This window comes from Mycobacterium europaeum (genome assembly GCF_034555895.2).
In the GTDB taxonomy this organism is placed as follows: domain Bacteria; phylum Actinomycetota; class Actinomycetes; order Mycobacteriales; family Mycobacteriaceae; genus Mycobacterium; species Mycobacterium europaeum.
On record NZ_CP157315.1, the window covers coordinates 4,293,641 to 4,317,107 of the forward strand.

The following is a 23,467-nucleotide window of genomic DNA, read 5'->3' on the forward strand; positions in this document are numbered from 1 at the left end:
CAATCTACAGGGCGCGAATCCCGTTGTGGAGCACGAACAAACCGATCAGAACGAGGATGATCGCGAGCAGCGCCGCGTGATGATCCTCCATCCAGACCTTGAGGCGTTCCAGCGCGTCGTCGAGGCGGTCCCCGGCCCAGACGTAACCCAAGATCGGGAGTGCGACCGTCGACGCGGCGATGGCGAGATAGAACGCGCCGGCCAGCAACTGGCCGGCGGCACCCAGGGTGCTGTTGCCGATGGCCAGTCCGGCCGCGACACAGACCAGGAGCACCTCGGGCCGCAGCACCACCAGCACCGCGGCGGTCAGCCCGGCGCGCGCCGGGGTGAGCGTGGCGAACGAACGCATCCAGCGCGGCATGTCGCCGTGCCGATGCCGGATCAGCCAGTGATAGACGCCCAGGGCGATCAGCGCCGACCCCAGCGCCACGCGCAGCCACGACGCCCACGTCGGTGGCGCCTTGTGCAGGCCTTCGAGCAGCCCCGAGCCGCCGACGAAAATCGCGGTCAGGCCGGCCAGGCCCAGCACCCATCCGGCGAGGAACGCCAGGCCGGTGGGCCGTGGACGGGGCGCGTGCAGGACCAGCACCGCCGGGATCACCGTGAGCGGCGAGAGCGCGATGACCGCCGCCAGCGCGACGAGCTTGGTCAGCACCGAACCCCAACTTACGTCCACGGACAGCAATCATCGCATCTCATAACCGGTTTCGGCGCAGCGTCCAGGCGGGCACCCAATGCGTCACGGTTTTGCGCTCGGAGCCGTAGTCGACCGGGTAGGTCACCAGGCCCCACCAGTCGCCCTGCTCGCAGAGGCCCCAGCAACTGAGCAGGCCCTCGACCACCTTGTGCAGTTGCAGACCGTTGGGCTGATACCGGCCGGAGCGGTGCGGCTCGCGCGGGAACAACACCGTCAGGTCCACCAGGACCGTGATCGCCGGACGCACCACCCGGAACGGGCTGCGGACCGGTTGGCCGTTGTACCCGATGGACGCAAACTGCCCCATCGATCGATCATACGTTCGAATGAAGGGCGGGTTGCCGAGTTATTCGTTTTCGCGCCGCGGCCGGAGCCCGTCGATATAGTCGGCTCAGCCACCAACGGGAGGTCCACATGAAGATGGCTTGCGCCGCCGGCCTATTGGCGTTGGCCGGGCTGCTCACCACCGGGGTGGGCGTCGCCGGTGCCGACGAGATCGAGGTCGAGGGCAACTACTCGAGCCAGGCCGGCTGCGAAGCGGACGCCCCGCACGTCGAGCTCACGCACAACGACAACCTGTACACCCATTGGAACTGCCGCCTGGGCTCCGACGGGTTCTGGCACGTCTGGCTGCTCAACTAGCTTCGGCCGGCGGCGGGGCCGGACGGGCCCACACTCCGCTTCTGGCACCATAGCGGCGTGCGGAACCCGCTTCGCCGCCCGCCGGCCGCGCTGGACCCGCTGCTCGTCGGGGTGCTCGCCGTCGCGGTGAGCCTGGGCGGCGCGTCCCGCCCCTCGTTCTGGTACGACGAGGCCGCCACCATTTCCGCGGCCTACAGCCGTTCGCTCGCCCAGCTGTGGCGGATGCTGGGCAACGTCGACGCCGTGCACGGTGCGTACTACCTGCTCATGCACGCCTGGTTTCAGGTCTTTCCGCCCACCGAGTTCTTCTCGCGCGCGCCGAGCGGGCTGGCCGTCGGCGCCGCCGCCGCCGGAATCGTGGTGTTGGGCAGACAGTTTTCGTCGCGCACGGCCGCGGTCGCGGCCGGCGTCTTCTGCGCCGTCCTGCCCCGGACGACCTGGGCGGGCATCGAGGCCCGTCCCTATGCGCTGTCGATGATGGCGGCGGTGTGGCTGACGGTGTTGCTGGTTCGCGCCATGCGCCGCGACACCGGCTGGCTGTGGGCGGCCTACGGGGCCGCCCTCGCGGCGTCGATCACGCTCGAGGTCTACCTCGCGCTGCTGGTCGCCGCCCACCTGGTCCTGGTCATGGTGTCCCGTTGCGGGCGAACGGTCGTGCTGCGGTTCGCCGCCACGGCGGCCGTCGCGGTCTGCGCCATGACGCCGTTCTTGCTGACGGTCGCCGGGCAGGCGCACCAGATCAGCTGGATCGCGCCGATCGGCCGACGGACCCTCGAAGACGTCGTGGTGCAACAGTATTTCGAGCGCAGCCCGCCGTTCGCCGTGCTGTCGGCGCTGGTGATCGCGGCGGCTATCGCGTTGTGGCTCAGCGGGTCCGCGGCCCTGGCGCGGGCCGACGGGCAACTGCTGGCGCTGGCGACCGCGTGGCTGGCCCTGCCGACCGCGGCCATCCTGGCCTACTCGGCTTGGGTGCACCCGATCTACACCCCGCGCTATATGACGTTCACGGCGCCGGGAATGGCGCTGATCCTGGGGGTCTGCGCCGCCGCGGTCACCGTGCGGCCGTGGCGGACGGCGGCCCTGGTCGCCCTTTTCGCCGCCGCCGCGGCACCGAATTACCTGTTCGCCCAACGTAACCCGTACGCCAAGTACGGGATGGACTACAGCCAGGTGGCCGATCTGATCGGCGCCAAGGCCGCGCCCGGCGATTGCCTGCTGGTGAACGACACGGTGACGTTCATGCCCGCCCCGATGCGCCCGCTGCTGGCGGCGCGCCCGGACGCCTACCGCAGGCTGATCGACCTCACCCTGTGGCAACGGGCCACCGACCGCAACGACGTCTTCGACACCAACCTCATCCCCGAGGTCGTCGCGAACCCGCTGAGCCACTGCGGCGTCGTGTGGATCATCACCCAGGCCGACCCGGCACAGCCGGCCCACGAGCAGGGTCCGGCGATTCCGCCCGGCCCCCGCTACGGGGCGACCCCCGCCTTCGCGGTGCCGCACGACCTGGGCTTCCGGCTGGTCGAGCGCTGGCAGTTCAACCTGGTTCAGGTGCTCAAAGCCGAGCGTTAGTCACCAGATCCGGATGTAGTCCACCAGCATCGAGGCCGGGAAGGTGCCGGCCGCGGGATCGCCGGCGCCGACGCCGCCCACGGCGAGGGTGAACATCGGCGTCATCCAGTAACCGGGAATGTTGAACGGCCACCGGAAATCGTCGGGGGCGCCGCCGGCGACGTGGATGGGCTTGTTGGGAACCTTGAAGTACTCCGCCCCGTCCCGGGCGAACTCGAATCCCTCTTCACCCCAATGCATTCGCCAGGTGTGCCAGTTGCTGTCGACCAAGCCCGGGATCGACTTGCCCTCCCAGGTCTTGCCGTTGGACGCCGCGTGGACGGTGGTGCCCGGGGCCCACTGGCCGTTGCCGTACCACTCGAAGATGTCCACCTCGCCGTCGGGCAGCGGGTCCTCGTTGACACCCCAGAACGACGGCCACAGGCCGGGGTACAGGCAGTCGAGCTTGATCCGCGCCTCCCAGGTCTGGTTGATCATGCTGCGGAAGTTGCCGCGCAGCTTGCCGCTGTAATAGGTGTTGCTCAGCAGGTCGTGGGTGGCGCACAGGACGAGGTTGGAATGCCCGTCCTGGAACACGTTTTGCCGGTCGTCGCGGTAGATGCCCTCGACCGGAGGGAACACGTCGTCCTGCCAGGTCTGGATCGTCCACTTGCCCGGATCGGGCGGCGAGCCCGCGGGCCCGTCGAACTCGTCGGCGAAGATGTACGGCCCGCCGGGACCGGCCGACGGGGGCGCCTCCGGTGCCGCCGGGGCGGCCCAGGCGCCCGGCAACCGCATCGCAGCCCCCAGCATGCCGAGCCCGGACATCAACATCATGCTGCGACGATCCATCTACCAACCCACCAATCGTGAAAGCCGTGTTACGACCTAGCGCGATACCCCTAAGCAACTTTTGCAAACGGTGTTATGAAACCACGCGGCGGGGTGCCGTGCACCCCGCATCCGGCCCGCGGCGGCGAGTTTTGCGCGCCGAGATCGACGGTTCAGCGGGCAGCGGGTTCGCTGAGCTTGACCAAGGTCTTACCGATGTTGACCCCGGTGAACAGGCCGTTGAGGGCGTCGACGCACGACTCGATGCCCTCGAAGATGGTCTCGCGGTGCTTGAGCCTGCCCTCGGCCTCCCACTGCCGCAGCGCGGCGAAGGCCTCGTCGAAGCGTCCCCACTGGTCCAGGGCGTTGAACCCCTGCATCAACGCCGTCTTGGACAGCAGGTTCACGTAGTTGGCCGGACCCGGGTGCTCGCCGGTCAGGTAGCTGGAGATCACCCCGCACAGGACGACGCGGGCGCGCGGGGCCAGGCGGCCCAGCACCGCATCGAGGATCGGGCCGCCGACGTTGTCGAAGTAGACGTCGACGCGCTGCGGACAGTGCCGCTTGAGCGCCGCCGTCAGGTCGTCGTTCTTGTAATCGATGCACGCGTCGAACCCGAAGTCCTCGACCACGGCCCGGCACTTCTCAGGCCCGCCCGCGATCCCGACCACCCGGGCGCCGGCGATCTTGGCGATCTGCCCGGCCACCGATCCGGTGGCACCCGCGGCCGCCGAGACCACGACCGTCTCCCCGGCCTTCGGCTTGCCGATGTCGGTCATCCCGAAATAGGCGGTGGCGCCGGTCGGCCCGTACACCGACATGATCGCCAGCTGGTCGTCCTCGCCCGGGATGGGCGTGCTGAACAGGTCGTCGCGGATGATCGCGTACTCGGCGAAGCCGGTCAGCGTGGTGACGACGTCGCCGACGGCGTAGGCGTCGCAGCGCGATTCGACCACCTCGCCGATCCCGGCCGCGCGGATGACCTCGCCCAGCTGCACCGGCGGGAGGTAGCCGGGCTGATCGTCGAGCCAGGTGCGGGCGGCGGCGTCGATGCCGACGTAGGTGGTGCGCAGCAGCGCCTCCCCCTCCGCCGGTTCCGGCGCCGGCGTGGTGACCAGCTCCGTGTCGCCGGGCCGGATCAGCCCGGTGGGACGGCGACGCAACACGACCTGACGGTTTGGCAACTCGGGCACGAAGCAGAAACTACCGAACCGCACGAAACTACCGACGCGAATGGCATATTCAACGCATGCCAGCAAACGACGACCCGGAGGAACGGATCCGGGAACTCGAGCGCCCGCTCGCCGAGGCGGCCCGGGCATCCGAAGTGGGCAGCGCGCAACCCGCCGCCCAGCCTTACCCGCCCGGGCCGGTGGCCGGCCCTCCGCCACCGCCGCCGTGGAGCTACGGCGGCCCGTTGATGGGCCCGCCCCCGCGGCCCCCGTCGGGCAACCGCATGTGGTGGATCGTGGGCACGGTCATCGTGGTCGGCGTCATCGCCCTCGCCGGCGGCATCGCCGCCTTTGCGGCGCACCAGCTTTCCGGTGTCCGCTCCATCATCACTTCCCCGCCGGCCATCACCGACACGTTCGGTCCCGCGACCACCACCCCGGGCGCCACCGCCCCGTCGACCACCCGGGCCCGAACGCCCGGCCCGTCGACGTCACCCGCCCCGCCTCCGGGCGCCAAGCTCAGCGTCTCCGGGATCGGCGAGAACCGGACGATCGCCTGCAACGACAACGTCATCAGCGTCAGCGGGGTCTCCAACACGGTGGTGATCAGCGGCCACTGCGCGAGCCTCACCGTGTCGGGCGTGCAGAACGAAATCACCGTCGACGCGGTCGACAGCATCGAAGCGTCCGGCTTCAACAACAAGGTCACCTACCACACGGGGACGCCGAAGGTCAGCAACTCCGGGGGGTCGAACGTCGTCGGGCAGGGCTGAGGCCGGGCGCCGGCGTCAGGAGTCGTGCGGCGCCTCGCCGGATTCCTCGCCGGTCGAATCGCCGTCGAGGACGCTGACCGCGATGCCATACGGCAGGAACCGGACCTTGCGTTGGGGGTCGACGTTGTCCTTGTTGGCGCGCAGCGCGTCGAGTTCGGTCGCATAGACCTGTTCCACGTGCGCGCCGCCGTCGGCGTCGGTGGTGTAGATGGCCCAGACACCATCGCCCGCCTCGCCGGCGGTCTCGGGCTCGGGGCGGGGGCGCCGCGACAGGTCGTCGAAGAACGACGACCACCCGGGCCGGGCGCCGGGCGCCGCCACGAATTTGCTGACCCGCTCGAAAACCTCGCGCAGGCCCTCGCTGCCCTCGCGGATCATCCGATCGATCTCGTCGGGGTCAAACCCGAACGCACCGTATTCGCCCACGGGACCTCCTCGCCGCTCGTGCCGTCACCGCCCAGTGTGCGCGCACGCGCCGTCGCGCGCCACGTCCTCAGCGCCCCGGCGGGGGCGGCGGGTTGAGGGGAATCGGCACCGTCACGAAGGGGAAATGCAGATACATCGTCACCGGGGGCATGGCCGGCAGTGGCGGCGCGGCCGGCGGCGGAGGCGGCGGAGGAGCCGCCGGGGGCGGTGCGGGAGCCGGTCGTTCGACGGGGGCGGGGGTGTACTGCGGGGCGGGCCGGCTCGGGGCGCGGTAGACCGGCGCGGCCGGCGGCGGCTTCGCCGGGGTTTGGGGCGCGGGCTGCTCGGCGACCGGCGGGGCCGGCCGCGGGGCGGCCACCACGGTCGGCGGTGGCGGAGTCGGGGCGGGTGGCTGCGCTTGCGGCGGCGCGCTCGGCGCGTGGGCCGGCAGCTGCCTGGCCGGGGTGGCGACGCTGACCCGCGGGTTCTGCGGCACGCTGGGCCGGTCGGAGGTCAGCGAAAACAGCACCACGCCGGCGACGCTGGCCGCGATCGCGGCCAGCGCGCTGCCGGCGAGGAACATGGGCCTGCGCCGGCGCGGAATCACCTCGTCCTCGTCCTCGATCGCGCTGTAGGCCAGCGCGCCGGGGTCCGCGTTGCCCCACACGTCGAGGTAAGCGGGGCCGAGCGGACGCGGGCTCACCTCTCCGGTGCCCGGGTCCAGGGCGTACGCCAGGGCGGCCGTGGACGAGGCGAACAGCGGCGCGTTCGCCGACGCCAGCGCCGCCCCGCGGGCCAGGGCCATCTCCGGTTCCTCCGGAGCCGTCACCTCGAGCGGGGTGGCCGCCTCGAGCGCCGGCTTGACGGCCACGATGTCCGTGCCGCAGCCGACCAGGAAGACGCCGTCCGCCCGCGCTCCCCGCGTGTCCAGGCCGGCGACCATCGTCGCCAGCTCGGCGACCAGCGACTGCGGGTTGGCCAGCTGCTGGCGGTGCAGGTCGACGATCGAACCGTCGGTGACGTCCACGACGGCCAGCGTCGCGGTCTCGGGCTCCACGAACAGCATCGCGATGTGCTCGTAGCCGAGCGCGGAACCGACGGTCTGGGTGAGTGCGGCCGCGGCCAGCAGCGGGGACACCAGCATCACGCTGCCCATGCCGTTGCGGGCCATCGCATCCCGCAGTGCGCCCACGCCGGCGGGATCCGTCCAGGTCACTCCCGTCGACACCAGGTTGTAGCCGCCCGCGAGCGCGCCTTCGCGGGTGCCGCCGATCGCCGCAAGCACTTGGTCGACCGCACCGGCGGCCACCGAGCCCCCGCCGGTGGCGGCCACCTCGAACTCGTCCTGTTCGACGGTGACGCCGTCGGCGTCCTGCCCCTCGATGACCACCAGGCGGACCGTCTCGGGAGCCATTGAGACCCCAAGCACGATGTCCACGTATGCCTCCACAGTCCGCTGGTGTGCGCTGATTTCTCCGCCGCCCGGGGTGAGGCCACCGCCGATGAACCCGCCCCGACCGGGTGACACCACGCTACCCGCGCGGGCGCGGGCGCGCTTCTTCCGCGTGCCCGCCAGGACGGACGCCGGACTAGTAGCCGGGGCTCAGGAACGGATTCTGGGCGTTCCCCGGGTACTGCGGGTATTGCGGATACGGCGTGTACTGCGGCGCCTGGGGCGCCTGCGGGGCCTGCGTCTGCGGCACCGGAACCGGGATGGGCACCGGCAGCAGCGGGACGTGGATCCACTCGGTGGTCATCGGCACCGTCGTGGTGGTGGTCGTGGTGGTCGACGGCGGGGGTGGCGTCTCGGTCGTGGTGGTCGGTGGGGGTGGCGTCGTCACGGCCGTCGTGGTCGGCGGCTGGGTCGACGGCGGCGCGGTGTGCCGCGGGGTGTAGACGGGCGGTGCCTGCGTGGTGACCACCACCGGCGGCGGGGGCGGCGGCGGCGGCGATGGCGGTGGTTGCGGCGGCGGGGGCGCGGGGCTGGGCACCGGCGCGGCGCTGGGCGGGGCCGGCACGGCGGTCGGGGGCGGCGGCGCGACGGTGCGCGGGACCAGGGGGCTGGCCGGCGGCGCCGGCCGGGGCGCCACGCTGGGCGCCGGGGGGGCCTGGCGGTTTTCGATGCCGGTCAGCGTGTAGGCCACCCCGCCGATCGCCGTCATGGCCACCAGCGCGGACATGCCGATGATCAACTGCGACAACCGCAGGCGGCGCCACGACCGGTCCCGGGGCGGGTCGATCACGTTCAGCCGCATCGACCAGCCGGCCGGACCGTCCTCGTCGTAGATCTCGCCGCCGAACCGCACCCGCAGGTCCCCTGGGTCCTCCGTCTGCGACCACGCCAGCTCGCGGTCGGTCAACGCCTCGTCGTCGATCACCAGCACGTCACCGGCCCCGAGGTCGATGACGTCGCCGGCGGCGTTGGCGGCCGCGAGCAGGCCTATCGACGTGCGCGTGCGCAGGCTCAGCCCTTCGCCGCGGGACGCCAGCAGCAACGCGCCGCCGGCCGCCGAAAGCGCGGGCTGCGACGGTGCCAGGACCGGGGTGCGCCCGTGGATCGAAAGCCGTTCAGCGACAAGCGGAATGTGTGCACCCCCACCGACGGTCACCACCGCCGCGAGGTCGGCCCAGCTCTTGCGGTAGCGCACCAGCATGTCGTCGAAGGCGTAGATGAAACCGGTCAGCCGGTCCGCCATCAGGTCTTCGAGATCGTCGCGCCGGAGCGTGAAATTGCAGCTGCGACCGCCGAGTTCGGCGGCGATCTCGGTGACCACGTCGACGGACAGCCGTTCCTTGGCCAGGCGGCACTGTTCCCGGAGTTCGCCGAGCTGCCCCACGGCGGCCGTGCTCCCCGGGTCCATGCCACTGCCGCGGCCGAGCTCCTCGAAAACCCGCAGCAGCAGCTCCTGGTCGATCTCGTCACCGGATAGGCCCGCGTAACGCATTGTTGCGCTGATGATTTCGAAGTCGCCCGCGACATCGACCAGCGTCGCCGAGGTGCCGCCACCGCCGAAGTCGAGCAGCCCCACCACACCGTCCTCGGGCAAGCCGAGCTCGGACTTCACGGCGGCCAACGACGCGATCGCATCCGAGATCAGCCGGGGCGCCGTGCCGCTGCGCACGAATCCCAGGTGGGTCCGCAACCCGTCGCGCAATGCCTGCACCGTCGCGGGTTTCCAGTACGCGGGCACGGCAATGGAGATGTCCGAGGAGGATGCGTCCGCGCCAGCGGCGCACACCATCGCGTCGAGGGCCTCCACCGTCAGCAGTTCGGGGTCGTGCGCGGACCCGTCGGCCGACACCAGCGCCACCGAGTCACCGATGCGCTCGACGAAGCCTCTCATCATCACGCCGGGCTCGGCGAGGTATGAATCTCCCTCGAGCAGGCCGACTTTCGGCGCACAGTGCGGATACAGCGTCAGCACCGAACGCCGGGTAACCGGCGGGCTTTCGTTGCGCGCAGCGACCAGGTTCGTGGTCCCGATCGACAACCCGAGTGGGTCGTACATAGAGCGAAAACCTTCGTCTATAGGGGTCGGTGGCCAGCGTTAACCATAGCCGCGGACACGCCGAAATCCGATGGCTTGCAACGTCATCGGTATCCGGTCGATGCCACCTCGTCACCGAAGTGGTACCGGCGGCCCCTTGACAAATTCGCGCGGGTGCCTACACCACGGTCAGCGGGAGCGACCGCCTGGGCTCGAACTGGAATGTCGCTCCGCCACTGACCTTCGTTACCGACACCTCGGGCAGTTCCGCCGCGGCGGTGTCGGTTTCGACCAGTTCGGCGGTCCAGTCGGTGTCGGTGCCGCTGACCCGAACCTCGATGCGCGGGTCGACGGCGGTGGCGATCGCCTGCAGCGGTTGGGTGGCTTCGGGTGAGCACAGCGCGATCCAGGCGGCGTCGTCATGGGCCGGCGAGCGGTGCACGACGAGCCGGTCGGCCGTTTCCGCGCGGACATAGCCCGCGGGGTTCAGCAGGGGGTGCAGTTCGAGCACCTGCAGCACCCCCTCGACACCGCCCGGCAGCCCCAGCGCGCGGTGAATGCGCTCGGCGGCCACGCCCGCGATGCCGGTCAGGCCCTGGGTGCACACCGACACGGCCTGCGCCTCGTCGGCGGCGCGCGCCCGCACCGCGATGGCGAACGACAGGTAGAGCAGGTGCATCTGCAGGCAGACCTCGTCGGCCATCCGGACCAGCGCCGAATGCGAGAAGCCGGCGAAGTCGAAGTCGGACAGCAACGGGCCGGAGTAGTCCGCCTTGCCCTCGTCCGAGCGGTCGATCGGATCGAGTTCCCAAGTCGCGGCCCGGGTTTCGCGAACGATATCCAGCGCGGGAATGCTCTGGGCCTCGGGATAGGACTCGTCGATGATGACCGTCCACGCGCAGTGCGGATGCCGGTCCTTCGGCGTCCGCGGCGGCCGGTGGATGGGGCGGACCTGGGCGCGCGCGTTGGTCGCCACCGCGGTGGCGTCGAAGGTGGGGTCCTCGATGGTGTGGCACATCCCGAAGACGTACTTGTCCCCCATCGGTTCCACGTCGAGCAGCGCGCCGCAGTGGTCGAGCTGGAATTCGCCGTGCCAGCGGTCGTGGACGGTGTAGCGAAAGTCCATGAATTGCGGTGGGGCGCCGATGTCGAGCTGCAGCCCCTTGAAGATGGTCGGCACGTCGTCGCCGGTGAAGTTGAGCGCTTCCTGCATGCGCCGGGTGTAGATCGGGCTGGCGCCCGCCCACTCCTCGATGGCGATCTGCACCATCTCGTCGCGGCCGAAGGCGCTGATGCACCACGCCATGCCGGAGCGGTCGATCAGCTGCCCGATCAGGAGGAGTTCGGGAACCAGCACGGCCAACTGCTCGCGCGTCAACCGCGCATATCGGGATCGGCTCACGCCCAAAAATAGGCATGACTATGTTATAAAGTCAACAATGTCCATTGCCCCAGGTCAGGCGCCCGGGAGCTCCGTTGGCCCCACTCGGCGCACCAGCGCGCCGCGCAAGCGCGGCGACGACACACGCGCGAAAATCATCGACGAGACGGTCCGCTGCATCACCGAGGAAGGTTTCGCCGCGGCCACCGCCAAACACGTGGCCGAACGCGCGGGCGTGACATGGGGGGTCATCCAGTACCACTTCGGCGACCGCAACGGCCTGCTGATGGCCGTGGTGGACGACGGGGTGGACCGGCTGATCGAGAGCCTGTCGTCGGCCGACGTCAGTGAGCTGCCCCTGCGCGAGCGGATCGGGGTGGTCGTCGACACCGCGTGGAGCTGCTACAGCAGCCCGACGTCGACGGCGGCGTTCGAGATCCTGCGGGCCACCCGCGGCGGGCCGGGCGAGTCGCCGCGGCGGCATCTGCTGGAGATGAACGCCGCGATCGGCCAGCTGGGCCGGCTCATCACCGATGATCCGGCGAACGCCGGTGTGCCCGAGGTCATCTGGGCGACGCTGCGGGGTGTGGTGCTGGCGCAGATGGTCACCGGTACGGCGATCGACTGGAGCCTGGAACGACGCGCTCTGATCGAGATGGTCACCCGCCACCTCTCCGACGGTCAGGGCCACCGCGACACTTGAACCACGCACCCGACACGCCGCACACTTCGACCGTGGTTGACGTCTCGGCGACCGGCGCTCCCATGCGGGCGCGGGCGGCGCGTGGGCGTGTGCTGCAATGACCCAATGAGCACCCTCAGCCTCGACGATCTCGCCGCCATCGAAGCCATCAAGCAGGTCAAGTACCGGTATCTGCGCGCGCTGGACACCAAGCACTGGGACGACTTCGCCGACACCCTCGCCGAAGACATCAAGGCCGACTACGGGCCGTCGCTGGGCAACGAGCTGCACTTCACCAACCGTGACGACCTGGTGGAGTACATGCGCACGTCGCTGCCCGCGAACGTCATCACCGAGCACCGGGTGACCCATCCGGACATCACCGTGACCGGCGACACCGCCACGGGCAGTTGGTATCTGCAGGACCGGGTGATCGTCGCCGACCTCAACTTCATGCTGATCGGCGCCGCGTTCTACCGTGACACCTACCGGCGCACCGACGCCGGCTGGAAGATCGCCGGGACGGGCTACGACAGGACCTACGACGCCACAATGTCGTTGGAAGGCATGAACTTTCAGGTCAAACCCGGCCGCGCGCTGGCCACCGACGCCGGCTGACCCGCTACTTGGTGATGGCGATCACCGCGCCGGGCCGCAGCCACTTCATGATCGACACCAGCTGAGCGTCGTCGACCGCGACGCATCCCTCGGTGGGCTTCCCGTCGGTGGTGTGGAAGAAGAAGGCAGCGCCGCCGCCCGGGGTCTTGTTCTTGTTGACGCCCATCACCACCGCGTGCTTGTACTGCGGGATCTGCAGGTTCTCGCTCTCGGCGGTGTTGAACGGGCACTGCGCCTTCTGGCACACCTGCATGGAGTTGAAGGTGGGGCTGTGGTCGTCCCCGCTCCACCAGTGGTTGGACCCCACCTGCGTATAGGGCAGCCCGGTACCGGGATTGGGCGCGGTGCCGAACGCGGAGTCCAGGGTGTAGACCCCCATCGGGGTGGCCGGCACCCCGCTCTTGGCCTGCGGCGCCATGCCCGCCGAACCGACGTGGGTGGGAATGCCGGTCCGCAGCGCCTGCCAGCCGGCGGCCGTGCGCTGATAGATGTCCATCGTCGCGTTCGATCCGCCGGTGCTCATCACCGAGACCACCTGCGTCGCATTGCCGACGGAGTTGGCGAACCAGGGGGCGCCGGCCGCGGCGGCGAGCGGCGCGAGGGCCAGCGACGCGAACAGTGCGCACGCCGAAGCGGCCAGCGAAGCGAGCAGTCGGCGCATGACCTCAATCGTCAGACCCCCGCAGCGCAAGGTCAAGTAAAGGTTCGGCCCCGGTTGGGTCACCGGGCCGTGATCAAATCGCCGGGCTCGCAGGCATTTCGGGAGCGGGTCGCGTCCGGAGGCCGAATCACGGTGAAGCACACCAGGAAATACAGGTAGCCCAGCGACCAGCCGGCCAGCACGTCGGACGGGTAGTGCACGTTCAGCGCCACCCGGGAGATCCCCACCGCCAGCACGCTCAGCCCGACCAGCGCCACCGCGACGCCGCGCACCGCCCGGCTCATCGCCGGCAACGCCAGGGACAGCGCGGCGCAGAGCGCGGCCGTCACCTCCAGCGCGTGCCCGGACGGGAAGGAGGTCTCGGCCGCGACCGCCAGCATGGTCGGCGGGCGCGGCCGGTCCGCCAGCTTCTTCGCCGCCACCGTCACCAGCCCGCTCAGCGGCGCGCAGGCCAACAGCAACAGCCCCGCCCGCACCCGGCGCACGATCAGGGCGGCCGCCGCCACCACCGTGCCCAGCACGCGCAACGGAAGCGGCCCCAGCGCGAAGGAGACGTCCGCCCAGAACCGCACCCAGAACGGGTGTTTGACGGCGCGGTCGTGCGCGGCGTTAAGCAGCGACCAGTCCATGCGCTGCTGCCAGTGCCAGTCCTGCGCGTAACCCACCCACATCAGGGCGTAGATCAGCGCGGCGGTCAGCGCGATGCACAGGGCCGCAAGGGTCCGCGAACGGGTCATGACCCCACCGATACCAGCCGCGCCGCGCCGGGGATCGGGCGGCCCGACCAGCGGGTCAGCCGACCGGGTCCATACTGGCGTCATGGCCGTCTTCGTCCGGAGGTTGTTCGGCATCGGCAAGCTGCCCGACAACGTGTACGCGCAGGTCAAGGCCGAGGGACTGATCTTTTTGGCCGACTATGTCGCGGTGACCCGGCGGTTCCGCGGCACCATTCCCGGGGTGCGAGTGCCGCACAGCGTCGCCAGCTACACGGGTTCGCTGGTGTTCACCTCCGAGCGGGTGCTGGCCACCCTGTCCATGTTGCCCCGGCTGGCGGGCCCGACCGTCGACGTGCGCTGGGACGCGCCGCAGACCGGCTCGGCGCGGGTCGAGATATCGCCGACCGGTGTGCGGGTGGACGTCGACGTCTCGCGGGTGGACCCGAGGTTCAGCGGCGAGCTGTCGCTGCGCTACAAGGCCGCCATTCCGGCCGACGTGCTCAGCGGCCTGCCGCGGCGGTCGCTGGCCTTCGACATGCCGCCCGACTACGTCTTCCGCGCGGTCGGCGTCACCTATAGTCCGTGATCGTCATCCGCGGCCAGGGCGGCTGCCGCAGCACCGCCAGGCTGCCGATCACCGCGGCCAGCAGGCCGGTGATCACTCCGATCAGCGCGATTCGATTCGCGTCGATGGCGGGCTCCCAGGACGCCCGGCCGTTGCGGATGACGAAGACACCGCGCGGCCTGACGACGGGAATCACGGTGGTGCCGTCCGGTGTCTGATAGGGCTCGCCGTACACGCGGCCGGCGGCGCGGTCGGTGGGCAGCTGGTCGAGCAGGTCGAAGGGCTTCACGGAACACTCCTTTCTCGGGTGTTCGGCGGGTCCGTGCCGCGGACACGGTTCACGCTAACGCGGATTTCCTACGATGAGCCCCGTGAGCGACGAGGCCTTCAGCCCGCAGGAGCGCCGTGCCGTCTACCGGGCGATGTTCCAGCGGCGGGACATGCGCCGGTTCGTGCCCGGCGGCGTGGTGGGCGAGGACGTGCTGGCACGCCTGCTGCAGGCGGCCCACGCGGCGCCCAGCGTCGGCCTGATGCAACCGTGGCGGTTCATCCGGATCACCGACGACTCGCTGCGCCGGCGCATCCACGCCCTCGTCGACGAAGAGCGCCCGCTCACCGCGGCCGCGCTGGGCGAGCGGGGCGAGGAGTTTCTCGCGCTGAAAGTCGAGGGCATCCTCGAGTGCGCCGAGCTGCTGGTGGTGGCGCTGGGCGACGACCGGGAAAAGCACGTGTTCGGCCGGCGGACGCTGCCGCGGATGGATCTGGCGTCGGTGTCGTGCGCGATCCAGAACCTGTGGTTGGCGGCGCGCGCGGAAGGCCTTGGCATGGGCTGGGTTTCGTTGTTCGAGCCGCAGCGGTTGGCGGCCCTGCTCGAGATGCCCGCCGGGGCGGAGCCGGTGGCCATCCTGTGTCTGGGCCCGGTGCCCGAGTTCCCCGACCGGCCGGCGCTGGAGCTGGACGGCTGGGCCGTCGCCCGCCCGTTGTCGGAGTTCGTCTGCGAGAACCGCTGGAACCGGTACCCCCAGGATCCGCCCAAGTAGCTGCGGTATCGTCGCCCGTCGCGGGGCGAGTTGGAGAGGGTGACGCAATTGGGGCCGGGCGAAGCGGCGGGCCGCCAGGACAACGTGCTGATCGTGCACTGGCACGACCTGGGGCGCTATCTCGGTGTCTACGGCCACCCGGACGTGTCCAGCCCCCGGCTGGACCGCCTTGCCGCCGAGGGCATTCTGTTCACCCGGGCGCACGCCACCGCGCCGCTGTGCTCCCCGTCGCGCGGATCGCTGTTCACCGGGCGCTACCCGCAGACCAACGGCCTGGTCGGGCTGGCGCACCACGGCTGGGAATACCGCAGCGGCGTGCGCACCCTCCCCCAGATCTTGACCGACGCGGGTTGGTATTCGGCGCTTTTCGGTATGCAGCACGAGACGTCGTATCCGCAGCGGCTGGGCTTCGACGAGTTCGACGTGTCCAACTCGTACTGCGATTACGTGGTCGACAGGGCCTCCCAATGGCTGCGTGAAGGCACCGAAGACCGCGGGGGCCAGCCGTTCCTGCTCACCGCCGGGTTCTTCGAGACGCACCGGCCATATCCCCGGGACCGCTATGAGCCGGCGGACACGGCGGTGGTCAACCCGCCCGGCTACCTGCCCGACACCCCCGAGGTCCGCGGCGACCTCGCCAGTTTCTACGGGTCGATCGCCACTGCCGATGCCGCCGTCGGCCGGCTCCTGGACACGCTGGCCGAAACGGGACTGGACGCCACCACGTGGGTCGTCTTCTTCACCGACCACGGCCCGGCTCTCCCCCGGGCCAAGTCCACGCTCTATGACGCGGGAACCGGCATCGGCATGATCATCCGGCCCCCCACCGGCCGGGCCCTGGCCCCGCGCGTCTACGACGAGCTGTTCAGCGGCGTGGACCTGCTTCCGACGCTGCTGGACCTGCTCGGTCTCGGCGTTCCCCCGGATGTCGACGGGGTCTCGCACGGCCCCGCCCTGCTGGCGCCGGACCCCGACACGGCGCCGGTCAGAGACCACGTGTACACGACGAAGACCTATCACGACTCGTTCGATCCGATCCGCGCGATTCGCACCAAGGAATTCAGCTACATCGAGAACTACGCGGCCCGGCCGCTGCTCGACCTCCCGCTGGACATCGAGGAAAGCCCCTCCGGTCACGCCGTGGCAGCGCTGATCACCGGCCCGCGTCCGAAGCGCGAGCTCTACGACTTGCGCGCCGACCCCGCCGAGACCACCAACCTGCTGACCGGAGACGACGCGGGTGCCCGGGAGATCGCGGCGGATCTGGCCGTGCGGCTTCATGATTGGCGGCAGCGGACGGGCGACGTCATCCCGTCGGAATTCGCCGGAACCCGCATCGTGGAGCGTTACACCGAGACGTATCTGCAGATTCATCGGGTGCAGCCGACCGCCCGGTCGGCGATCGCCGCGGACCGCGGCATCGAGGAGCAGGCGAGCGGTTAGCCCGCCGAGCGCTGGGAGCCGCCCACCTCGGCGACGATGAACACCCGGCGGAACGGGAAGATCGTCGTCCCGTCGGCCCGGGGCGGGTAGGCGTCGTCGAGCAGCGGGATGAGTTCCCCGCGGAACCGCTCCCAGTCTTCTGCGCTCAGCCGCTCGCGCACCGGCACCAGCGCCGTCCCGGTGATCCATTCCAGCACCGGGTTGTCGCCGGTCAGCTGGTGCAGGTAGGTGGTCTCCCAGACGTCGACCTTGCATCCGGCGTCCAGCAGCATGTTGGCGTACTGGATCGGCGGCTGTACGACTGCGCCGACCCGAAACGGGATGTCCCGCATGACTTTTGCGTAGGGCTCCCGGCGGGCCAGGGTGCGCACGGTGGCGTGTGACGGCGTCTCGAAGTTGCCCGGGATCTGCACGGCGATCCACGACCCGGCCGGCAGCTCGTCCGCCCACCGGAGCAGCAGGCCGGCGTGTTCGGGCACCCAGTGCAGGGCGGCGTTGCTCACCACGACGTCGGTGTCGGGCTTGGGCTTCCAGTCCCGCAGGTCGCCGACGACGGCGTCGATGCCGCGTTCCTTTGCGGCGGCGACCATTTCCGGCGAGGTGTCCACGGCCTCGATCACCGCTTCCGGCCAACGCCGGGACAGGTACTTGGTCAGGTGGCCGGGCCCGCAGCCGAGGTCGACGACCCGCCGGGCACGCTCCGCCCCCACCCGGGACAGCAGGTCGTAGAAGGGCCGGCTGCGATGGTCCGCAAAGGCCAGGTAGACATCGGGATCCCACATGTCGGTCCTCCTGATCGATGCACGTCGCCAATCGGCGGAACAGCCCAACCGTATTACCGCATCCCGGTTAGCATCGGCGTTCGTGGCGCCCGAAACTTCGATTGATCCGCCCATTCCCGTTCCGGACATCCCCGGAACCTTCAAGGATGCCTTCCAGGGCGCAGACGTACCGATCGACGTCGGCGGGTTACCCCCGGCCGCCGCGTTGTCCCCCCGCCAGCGCATGGTAGTCGAGGGCTCGGCCGTGGGCGACCTCGCGCTGCGCACCTGGGTGTCGTCGCTACTCACCGCGACGGTGGCGCCGGCCGTGGTCGCCTCCACCCTGCGGCACTCGAACGCCCGCGCCGAGCGCGCCAACCTGAACTTCTACGCCGAGCTGGGCGCGCAGCGTGATCCGGTCAAGTCGTTTCCCGCACCCACCGCGCCGCCGCGGGTGTCGTCGCGGCGCGCCAGCCCGCTGACCGAGTGGGCCGCCGGCGGCACGGTGGAAAACATCGCGTTTCAAAGCGGCTTCACCGCCGTCAACCCCGCAATGCGCGAACAGTGGAGCGCGTGGAAGTCCAACAACGTCGTGCGCGCGCAGCACTGGCGCCACAACGACGGGCCCCGCCCCACGCTGTGTGTCATCCACGGCTTCATGGGGTCGTCGTATCTGGCCAACGGACGGTTGTTCACCCTGCCCTGGTACTACCGGTCCGGCTACGACGTGTTGATGTACACCTTGCCGTTTCACGGCAGGCGTGCCGAAAGATGCTCGCCGTTCAGCGGTTTCGGCTATTTCGCCGGCGGGCTGAGTGGCTTCGCCGAGGCGATGGCCCAGGCCGTGCACGACTTCCGGTCCATCGTCGACTACCTGCGCGGCACCGGGGTCGACCGGATCGCGCTGACCGGCATCTCGCTGGGCGGCTACACCTCGGCGCTGGTGGCCTCGGTCGACGACCGGCTCGAGGCCGTGATCCCGAACTGTCCTGTCGTCACACCGGCGACGTTGTTCGACGAATGGTTCCCGGCCAACAAACTCGTGCGGCTGGGGCTGCGGCTGTCCCGCATCAGCCGCGCGGAGTTGTCGGACGGGCTGTCCTACCACTGCCCGCTGAGCTATCGGCCGCTGCTGGACAAGGACCGCCGGATGATCATCACCGGACTCGGTGATCGCATGGCACCGCCGGACCATGCCGTCAAGCTGTGGGAGCACTGGGATCGTTGTGCGCTGCACTGGTTTCCGGGCAGCCACGTGCTGCACGTCAGCCAACTGGACTATCTGCGCCGAATGACCGCTTTCCTGCAGACCGTCATGTTCTAGCGGTCTCGGTGACCGGCGCCCCCACCGTCGGCCAGTCCAGCTCCGCCAGCAAGCCCGCCGGCGCATCGGTGTGCCCGTCGAGGCGCTGCGTGGACAGCAGGTCCAACGCGGCAAGCGCCGGCCGGTGGTTGCCGCGCTGCGGGATCAGGCCGGCCGGCGGCGCGGTCCGCCCGGGCGGGGTGTCGGTGAGGAATGCGCACGCGGCCGCCACGGTGTTGCGGGTTGCGTCGCCGGCGATCTCGAGCGCCGTGCAGGTCTCGCGCGCCGGATGCGCGCGGATCGCCCGCAGGGTTTCGGCCAACTGCCCGTTTAACGGAACCTGGTATGCGGCAAGGTAATCCGAAGCTCCGCGGTGCACCCCGGACCAGCTCTCGCGGGCGTTGGCGGTGAGCAGCCGCGGGACGTCGTCGGCAGCGACGCCGGTGACCTCCCAGCCGAGCTCCCGCAGGTGGTCGGCCAGCCGGCGCGCGACCACCTGCGCGGTCTCGTGCAGGGGGACGCGCGCGGAGCGGGCCCGCAGCGCGGCCAGGTTGTCGGCGGCCGAGATGGTGAGCCCGATCCACGTCTCGCGCCGGGACGCATCGGATGCGTTGTCGCGGCTGGTGATCCGGATCTTGTCCGCGCGGATGCCGTAGCGGTCCAGGTAGCCGGCGAGCAGCGGCAGCGGCAGCGCGTCGGCGTCGCCGCCCGGCGCGCCGACCCGCAGCAGCGCGGTTGTCGCGGTGGGGGATTCCGGCGCGGCCGCGCCGCGGCGCGACACGATGGCCAGCCGGCGTCGCAGCAGCGTGGTGAAATACAAGCCGCGCCAGCAGCCGAACAGCACGAGCACGACGGCCGCGGCGATGCCGAGCAGCCAGTAGTCCCGCGACGACCGCCAGGGGTAGGCCATCACCGCGGGGATGACCGCCAGCAGCGCCAGCGTGACGCGCCCGGGTCCGGGGGTGGGTATCCAGCGCTGCAGGCTCACGGGGTGGGGTCCTTTCGACGGCGGGTGGCGGTGGCGGCGATCGCGCCCGCGACCGCGACGAGCACGGCCAGCGCGGCGGTTCCGATCAGCGCGACGGTCCGCGGGGTGGTGTCCTTGGGCGCCGGTGCCGGCGGAACGGCGACCGGCTTGACCGCCGCGGCGGCGGGCGGGTCGCCGGCGGGCAGTTGCCAGGTCAGGGCGGCCACCGGGTCCACGCTGCCGGCGCCGACGACGTTGGACGGTGCCCGCGCGCCGTTGTGCGCGGTCGCGGTGATGCGGTGCACCACCTGGGTGGCGGTGAGGTCGGGGTACTTGCTGCGGACCAGCGCCGCGACGCCGGCGACGTAACCGGCCGCATAGCTGGTGCCGCTCAGCGCAACCTGTTGCTGGTGGTCGTCGGGCAGCCCGTTGGCCAGGCCGCCGCCATCGCCGTTGCCGATCGACGTGATGCGTTCGCCGGGGGCCGCGATGCCCACCCACGGCCCGGCCATGGTGAATTTCGACGGCCGGCCGTCCGGGGTCAGGGAGCCCACGGACAGCACGTACGGCTGCCACACCGACGGGATGGAGACCGAGGTGACGCCGGCCCAGTTGCGCGGATCGTCCGGGCGGCTCAGGTCGGTGAGTGGGTTGGACTCACACGACGTCCCGCCGGCGACCGATCCGGTGGGGCCGGTGTTGCCCGCGGCGGCCACGATCACCGCGTCCTTCTCCACCGCCGCGTAGCGGATCGCCGCCCCCAGCGCCGCCTGGTCGACGGGCCGGTCGGCGGGCAGGCAGGTGAGCGTGGAGATGTCGATCACCCGGGCGCCGAGGTCGGCGGCGTGCACGATGGCGCGGCCCAGCGTCGTGACGTCCAGGGACGCCCGCGCCATCAGCGGGTCGCCGCCGGGCGTGCGCGGCGAGAACTTCGCCGACGTCGTCCTGATCGACACCACCCGGGCCGCGGGCGCCACCCCGGCGAAGCCGTCGTCCCCGGGCTGGCCGGCGATGAGGCCCGCCACCAGGGTGCCGTGGCCGTCGCAATCGGTCAGGCCGTCGGTCGCCTCGACGAAGTCGCCGCCCGGGTCGACGTTGGGCAGCCGCGGACCGGGCCGCACCCCGGTGTCCAGCACCGCCACCAGTTGACCCTCACCGCGCGAGAATTGCCACGCGCCGGGAAGATTCAGCGTGGCCTGGCTGGGCGTGACGGCCGCGGGGTCGCTGCCGGGGATGACCCCGGAGACGCTGCACGGGCCACGCTGCTCCATCGGTTGCACGGGGCCCGGGGCCCCGCTGGGCGGCGGCACGCCCGGATCGACCTTCGGCGCCTCGATGGCCAGCGCCGACGGGCACGTCCACAGCATGGCCGCCAATGCCGCTGTGAGACAAGCTGATCCGGACCGAATCATCGATTGAGTATCCAGGTGAAGATGCCGACGAGGTAGGCCATGACGGGGATGAGCGACGCGTCGAGTCCGGCCGCGACGAAGCCCGTCAGCCGGCGCACGGGCAGCGAATAGCTCTCCGGCTCAGCGATGTGCGGGTTGAGCGCCACCACGACCCACGCCAGGGCCAGCGCGGTCAGGACCAGCGCGGCGCCCAGGGCCGCGGCGTAGCGTCCGGTCGCGGTGTAGAGCACCAGCAGGACGCCGCCGGCCAGGTAGGGCTGCGCGAGCAGCCACGCCTTGCACGCGGCCGAATCCCACACCCGGGCGCGCAGCACCGACGTCGCGGCCGTGGCGCCCACCACGTACCAGCCCACCCCGCTCAGGGCCTCGGGGCGCAGCGCGATCGCCACCGAACCCAGGACGCTGAGCAGCACTGCGGCGGCGATGAATCCGTTCTGATGGGCGTCGCTGATCCGCACCCGTCGCGGCAGATCCTCGAGCACCCGCAGCGAGGGGGCCGACGGCGTGGGGTCGCCGGGCGCCGGGATGACCGGCAACGGGAAGCGCGCCCACAACGCCGAGAGCGGGGCCGCCTCGACGGTGACGATCAGGGCGGCGACGATCAGGCCGCAGCCGATCGCAAGCGGCGGCAGGTGCCAGAGCACCTCGGCGCCCGCGGCCAGCAGCACCCCCGCGCCCAGCACCGCGGTCGCGGTGAAGAAGCCGACGACGCGCTCGCGTTCGGCGCCGGGGACCATCAAGGCGATCAGCGACCACGCGGTGACGCCGGCCGCGGCGAGCATGATCTGCGCCGGCCCGAACCGTCCGGGCACCGCCAACGCCAGCGCGGCGCCGATGGGCACCAGCGCGGCGATGGAGCACGCCATACCGGTGCGCGGCGAGCGGGCCGCGACCAGCAGGCCGACGATGGCGGTCACCGCCGCGACCGCGCTGACCGCGACCAGCCCGGCCAGCGCGCCGGTGGCGACGCGGTAGGCGACCGAGAGGCCGGTGGCCAGCAGCGCCACGGCGATCACCGCGGCCAGCGCCCCCCGCCGGATGTGCGTTGCGCCCCAGGGCTTCAGCCGGGAGGTCGAGAAGATCATGGCGGCGTCGGCGATGTCCTCGACGATGCCGGGCGCCGCCTGTCCCACGGGCACCGGCTGCAGCGCCAGCAGGTCGCCGTCCACGACGCCCACGGTGTCCAGGCTGGCGTCCAGGCTGAAGGGCGCCCCGCCGATCGGCGCCAGGCTCAACTGGATCGCCGCGCCGACGTCGGCGGTTCCCCGGCCGGTGTCGTCGGACTCGCCGTTCGACGCCGCCGGAATCACCAGCCGCTGGACGGCGGGCAAGATCTCGCGCAGCGGCAACTCGGCGGGCAACGCCATCTCCGTCAGCCTGCTGTCCGCGAGGATTGCCACGCGGACGATCGGCATGACGGCGCCGGACGTCACCGGTCCCTCGATTCCTGGAACATCGTTGCTCTCTTCTCTGTTGCTGGGTTAGGCGTGTTGGGCGGTGAAGTCTCGGGCCAACCGGTGGCCGGGGAACCAGTCCGACTCCGGCAGTAGCGCGGTCAGCTGTTCGATCGCGACGGCGATCGCGAAGGGCGTGCCGGGCGCGAAGGTCGACACCCACTCGCCGTCGAAGGCGCGCGACGGGCTCACCAATACCCGTCCGGCCGCGGCGTCGACGATGCTCATCCCCACCTCGGTGGTGGCCTGGCGGCCGTCACGGCGGCAGCCGGCGACGATTTCGACGTAGCTGCGCGGACCGGTGAACACCGATTCCACCACCGGCCGCGCCGATTGCGGGATGCCCAGGTAGTCAACGACTTCGGTGAGCGATGCGCCCGAACGCAGCCGTTCGTCGGCCCGGGCGCCGACCCGCGCCGGCATGCTGAACTCGTCGAATCGGGCCGGTGGTTGCTGCGCCAGACCGACGCCCAGGACCGGGACCAGCGCGCGCGGATCGTCGATGTCCATGGCGGTGAACGTGATCAGCTGTGCGCTGCGCAACGCCACGATCGTCTTGGCGGTGGTGGCGGAGCGCTGCGCCACGATGCCGCGCAGCAACTCTCCGGCGCCGCCGTCCTTGGCGGGGCCCACGTATCGCAGGTCGAGCCATCGGTCCGGAAAGCACACCACCCTGATCCAGTCGGCCACCGCCGGGTTGACGACCCCGCCCTCGGACACCAGACCCATCCGGGTCAGCTCGTCGCGCTGACGCTCTCCGAACGCGTGACGCTGGGCGGCGTCGGTGTAGGGCGAGGTGATCGCCAGAACCCACGGGAAGCTGCCCGCCCCAATGGTTTCCGCGATGAACCACGCGTGATTGACCGTCAGCTCGACGGCGTTGGGCTCAGCGCTCATCGCAC

Annotated in this window: 25 protein-coding genes; 9 read left to right on the forward strand and 16 right to left on the reverse strand. The window is 70.9% G+C overall.

Annotation, left to right across the window (positions count from 1 at the left end):
• Positions 1-4: 4 nt before the first annotated feature.
• Together U8D42_RS19810 and U8D42_RS19815 are read right to left on the reverse strand one after the other, a co-directional pair.
• Entirely contained in the window at positions 5-655 is a 651-nt protein-coding gene (locus U8D42_RS19810; RefSeq protein WP_322858810.1) for a GAP family protein, read from the reverse strand.
• A 40-nt stretch (positions 656-695) separates the two neighbouring features.
• Entirely contained in the window at positions 696-1,004 is a 309-nt protein-coding gene (locus U8D42_RS19815; RefSeq protein WP_322858510.1) for a hypothetical protein, read from the reverse strand.
• A gap of 107 nt (positions 1,005-1,111) precedes the next feature.
• Here U8D42_RS19815 and U8D42_RS19820 point away from each other — a divergent pair, with 107 nt between their 5' ends.
• Positions 1,112-1,339 carry a hypothetical protein gene (locus U8D42_RS19820; protein ID WP_322858509.1) on the forward strand — a complete coding sequence of 76 codons (228 nt, stop codon included), beginning with the start codon at positions 1,112-1,114 and terminating at the stop codon, positions 1,337-1,339.
• A 57-nt stretch (positions 1,340-1,396) separates the two neighbouring features.
• The gene (locus U8D42_RS19825; RefSeq protein ID WP_322858508.1) at positions 1,397-2,914 is read left to right on the forward strand and encodes a glycosyltransferase family 39 protein; all 1,518 of its coding nucleotides are present in this window, start codon (positions 1,397-1,399) and stop codon (positions 2,912-2,914) included.
• Here the strand turns inward: U8D42_RS19825 and U8D42_RS19830 are convergent, their stop codons facing one another.
• Together U8D42_RS19830 and U8D42_RS19835 are read right to left on the reverse strand one after the other, a co-directional pair.
• Positions 2,915-3,745: a glycoside hydrolase family 16 protein gene (locus tag U8D42_RS19830; RefSeq protein WP_085238481.1), complete on the reverse strand. Its 831-nt coding sequence runs from the start codon at positions 3,743-3,745 to the stop codon at positions 2,915-2,917. It abuts the gene before it with no gap.
• A gap of 152 nt (positions 3,746-3,897) precedes the next feature.
• Entirely contained in the window at positions 3,898-4,917 is a 1,020-nt protein-coding gene (locus U8D42_RS19835; protein ID WP_322858507.1) for an NADP-dependent oxidoreductase, read from the reverse strand.
• Positions 4,918-4,973: 56 nt separating this feature from the next.
• Here U8D42_RS19835 and U8D42_RS19840 point away from each other — a divergent pair, with 56 nt between their 5' ends.
• Positions 4,974-5,669 (forward strand): DUF3060 domain-containing protein, encoded by a 696-nt coding sequence (locus U8D42_RS19840; protein WP_322858506.1) that lies wholly within the window; start codon positions 4,974-4,976, stop codon positions 5,667-5,669.
• Positions 5,670-5,684: 15 nt separating this feature from the next.
• On the opposite strand, the gene U8D42_RS19845 is transcribed toward U8D42_RS19840, so the two are convergent.
• The 4 genes from U8D42_RS19845 to U8D42_RS19860 all read right to left on the reverse strand — a co-directional run bounded on the left by U8D42_RS19845 (position 5,685) and on the right by U8D42_RS19860 (position 10,964).
• Positions 5,685-6,095: a hypothetical protein gene (locus tag U8D42_RS19845; RefSeq protein ID WP_322858505.1), complete on the reverse strand. Its 411-nt coding sequence runs from the start codon at positions 6,093-6,095 to the stop codon at positions 5,685-5,687.
• 67 nt (positions 6,096-6,162) lie between these two features.
• The gene (locus U8D42_RS19850) at positions 6,163-7,512 is read right to left on the reverse strand and encodes a DUF7159 family protein (protein ID WP_322858504.1); all 1,350 of its coding nucleotides are present in this window, start codon (positions 7,510-7,512) and stop codon (positions 6,163-6,165) included.
• A gap of 151 nt (positions 7,513-7,663) precedes the next feature.
• Positions 7,664-9,583 carry an Hsp70 family protein gene (locus U8D42_RS19855; RefSeq protein WP_322858503.1) on the reverse strand — a complete coding sequence of 640 codons (1,920 nt, stop codon included), beginning with the start codon at positions 9,581-9,583 and terminating at the stop codon, positions 7,664-7,666.
• A 157-nt stretch (positions 9,584-9,740) separates the two neighbouring features.
• Complete coding sequence (locus U8D42_RS19860; RefSeq protein WP_322858502.1) at positions 9,741-10,964, reverse strand: hypothetical protein; 1,224 nt, start codon at positions 10,962-10,964, stop codon at positions 9,741-9,743.
• 37 nt (positions 10,965-11,001) lie between these two features.
• Here U8D42_RS19860 and U8D42_RS19865 point away from each other — a divergent pair, with 37 nt between their 5' ends.
• Together U8D42_RS19865 and U8D42_RS19870 are read left to right on the forward strand one after the other, a co-directional pair.
• Positions 11,002-11,646 carry a TetR/AcrR family transcriptional regulator gene (locus U8D42_RS19865; RefSeq protein WP_322858501.1) on the forward strand — a complete coding sequence of 215 codons (645 nt, stop codon included), beginning with the start codon at positions 11,002-11,004 and terminating at the stop codon, positions 11,644-11,646.
• A gap of 105 nt (positions 11,647-11,751) precedes the next feature.
• Positions 11,752-12,243, forward strand: coding sequence for a nuclear transport factor 2 family protein (locus U8D42_RS19870; protein WP_322858500.1), 492 nt, complete (start codon positions 11,752-11,754; stop codon positions 12,241-12,243).
• Between the two features lie 4 nt (positions 12,244-12,247).
• Here U8D42_RS19870 and U8D42_RS19875 read toward each other — a convergent pair whose 3' ends face one another.
• Complete coding sequence (locus U8D42_RS19875; protein ID WP_322858499.1) at positions 12,248-12,904, reverse strand: L,D-transpeptidase family protein; 657 nt, start codon at positions 12,902-12,904, stop codon at positions 12,248-12,250.
• Positions 12,905-12,963: 59 nt separating this feature from the next.
• Positions 12,964-13,641, reverse strand: coding sequence for a phosphatase PAP2 family protein (locus U8D42_RS19880; protein ID WP_322858498.1), 678 nt, complete (start codon positions 13,639-13,641; stop codon positions 12,964-12,966).
• An 82-nt stretch (positions 13,642-13,723) separates the two neighbouring features.
• Here U8D42_RS19880 and U8D42_RS19885 point away from each other — a divergent pair, with 82 nt between their 5' ends.
• Entirely contained in the window at positions 13,724-14,206 is a 483-nt protein-coding gene (locus U8D42_RS19885; RefSeq protein ID WP_322858497.1) for a hypothetical protein, read from the forward strand.
• Here the strand turns inward: U8D42_RS19885 and U8D42_RS19890 are convergent.
• Positions 14,190-14,474 (reverse strand): hypothetical protein, encoded by a 285-nt coding sequence (locus U8D42_RS19890; RefSeq protein WP_085241788.1) that lies wholly within the window; start codon positions 14,472-14,474, stop codon positions 14,190-14,192. The genes U8D42_RS19885 and U8D42_RS19890 overlap by 17 nt on opposite strands.
• Positions 14,475-14,547: 73 nt before the next feature.
• Here U8D42_RS19890 and bluB point away from each other — a divergent pair, with 73 nt between their 5' ends.
• Together bluB and U8D42_RS19900 are read left to right on the forward strand one after the other, a co-directional pair.
• Entirely contained in the window at positions 14,548-15,225 is a 678-nt protein-coding gene (gene bluB / locus U8D42_RS19895; protein WP_322858496.1) for a 5,6-dimethylbenzimidazole synthase, read from the forward strand.
• Positions 15,226-15,264: 39 nt separating this feature from the next.
• On the forward strand, positions 15,265-16,668 hold the full coding sequence (locus U8D42_RS19900) for a sulfatase family protein (RefSeq protein ID WP_322858495.1): 1,404 nt from the start codon (positions 15,265-15,267) through the stop codon (positions 16,666-16,668).
• Here U8D42_RS19900 and U8D42_RS19905 read toward each other — a convergent pair.
• On the reverse strand, positions 16,665-17,450 hold the full coding sequence (locus U8D42_RS19905) for a trans-aconitate 2-methyltransferase (protein ID WP_322858494.1): 786 nt from the start codon (positions 17,448-17,450) through the stop codon (positions 16,665-16,667). The genes U8D42_RS19900 and U8D42_RS19905 overlap by 4 nt on opposite strands.
• Before the next feature lie 82 nt (positions 17,451-17,532).
• Here U8D42_RS19905 and U8D42_RS19910 point away from each other — a divergent pair, with 82 nt between their 5' ends.
• Positions 17,533-18,753: an alpha/beta hydrolase family protein gene (locus U8D42_RS19910; protein ID WP_322858493.1), complete on the forward strand. Its 1,221-nt coding sequence runs from the start codon at positions 17,533-17,535 to the stop codon at positions 18,751-18,753.
• Here U8D42_RS19910 and eccE read toward each other — a convergent pair.
• The 4 genes from eccE to U8D42_RS19930 form a co-directional block, all read right to left on the reverse strand.
• Entirely contained in the window at positions 18,743-19,720 is a 978-nt protein-coding gene (gene eccE / locus U8D42_RS19915; RefSeq protein WP_322858492.1) for a type VII secretion protein EccE, read from the reverse strand. The two genes, U8D42_RS19910 and eccE, sit on opposite strands and share 11 nt — an antisense overlap.
• Complete coding sequence (gene mycP / locus U8D42_RS19920) at positions 19,717-21,111, reverse strand: type VII secretion-associated serine protease mycosin (protein ID WP_322858491.1); 1,395 nt, start codon at positions 21,109-21,111, stop codon at positions 19,717-19,719. The genes eccE and mycP overlap by 4 nt, the downstream gene beginning before the upstream one ends.
• Positions 21,108-22,526, reverse strand: a complete 1,419-nt coding sequence (gene eccD, locus U8D42_RS19925; protein WP_322858809.1) for a type VII secretion integral membrane protein EccD — start codon at positions 22,524-22,526, stop codon at positions 21,108-21,110. Before eccD ends, mycP begins: the two co-directional genes overlap by 4 nt.
• Positions 22,527-22,592: 66 nt before the next feature.
• Positions 22,593-23,462 (reverse strand): ESX secretion-associated protein EspG, encoded by an 870-nt coding sequence (locus U8D42_RS19930; protein WP_322858490.1) that lies wholly within the window; start codon positions 23,460-23,462, stop codon positions 22,593-22,595.
• Between the last annotated feature and the right edge of the window lie 5 nt (positions 23,463-23,467).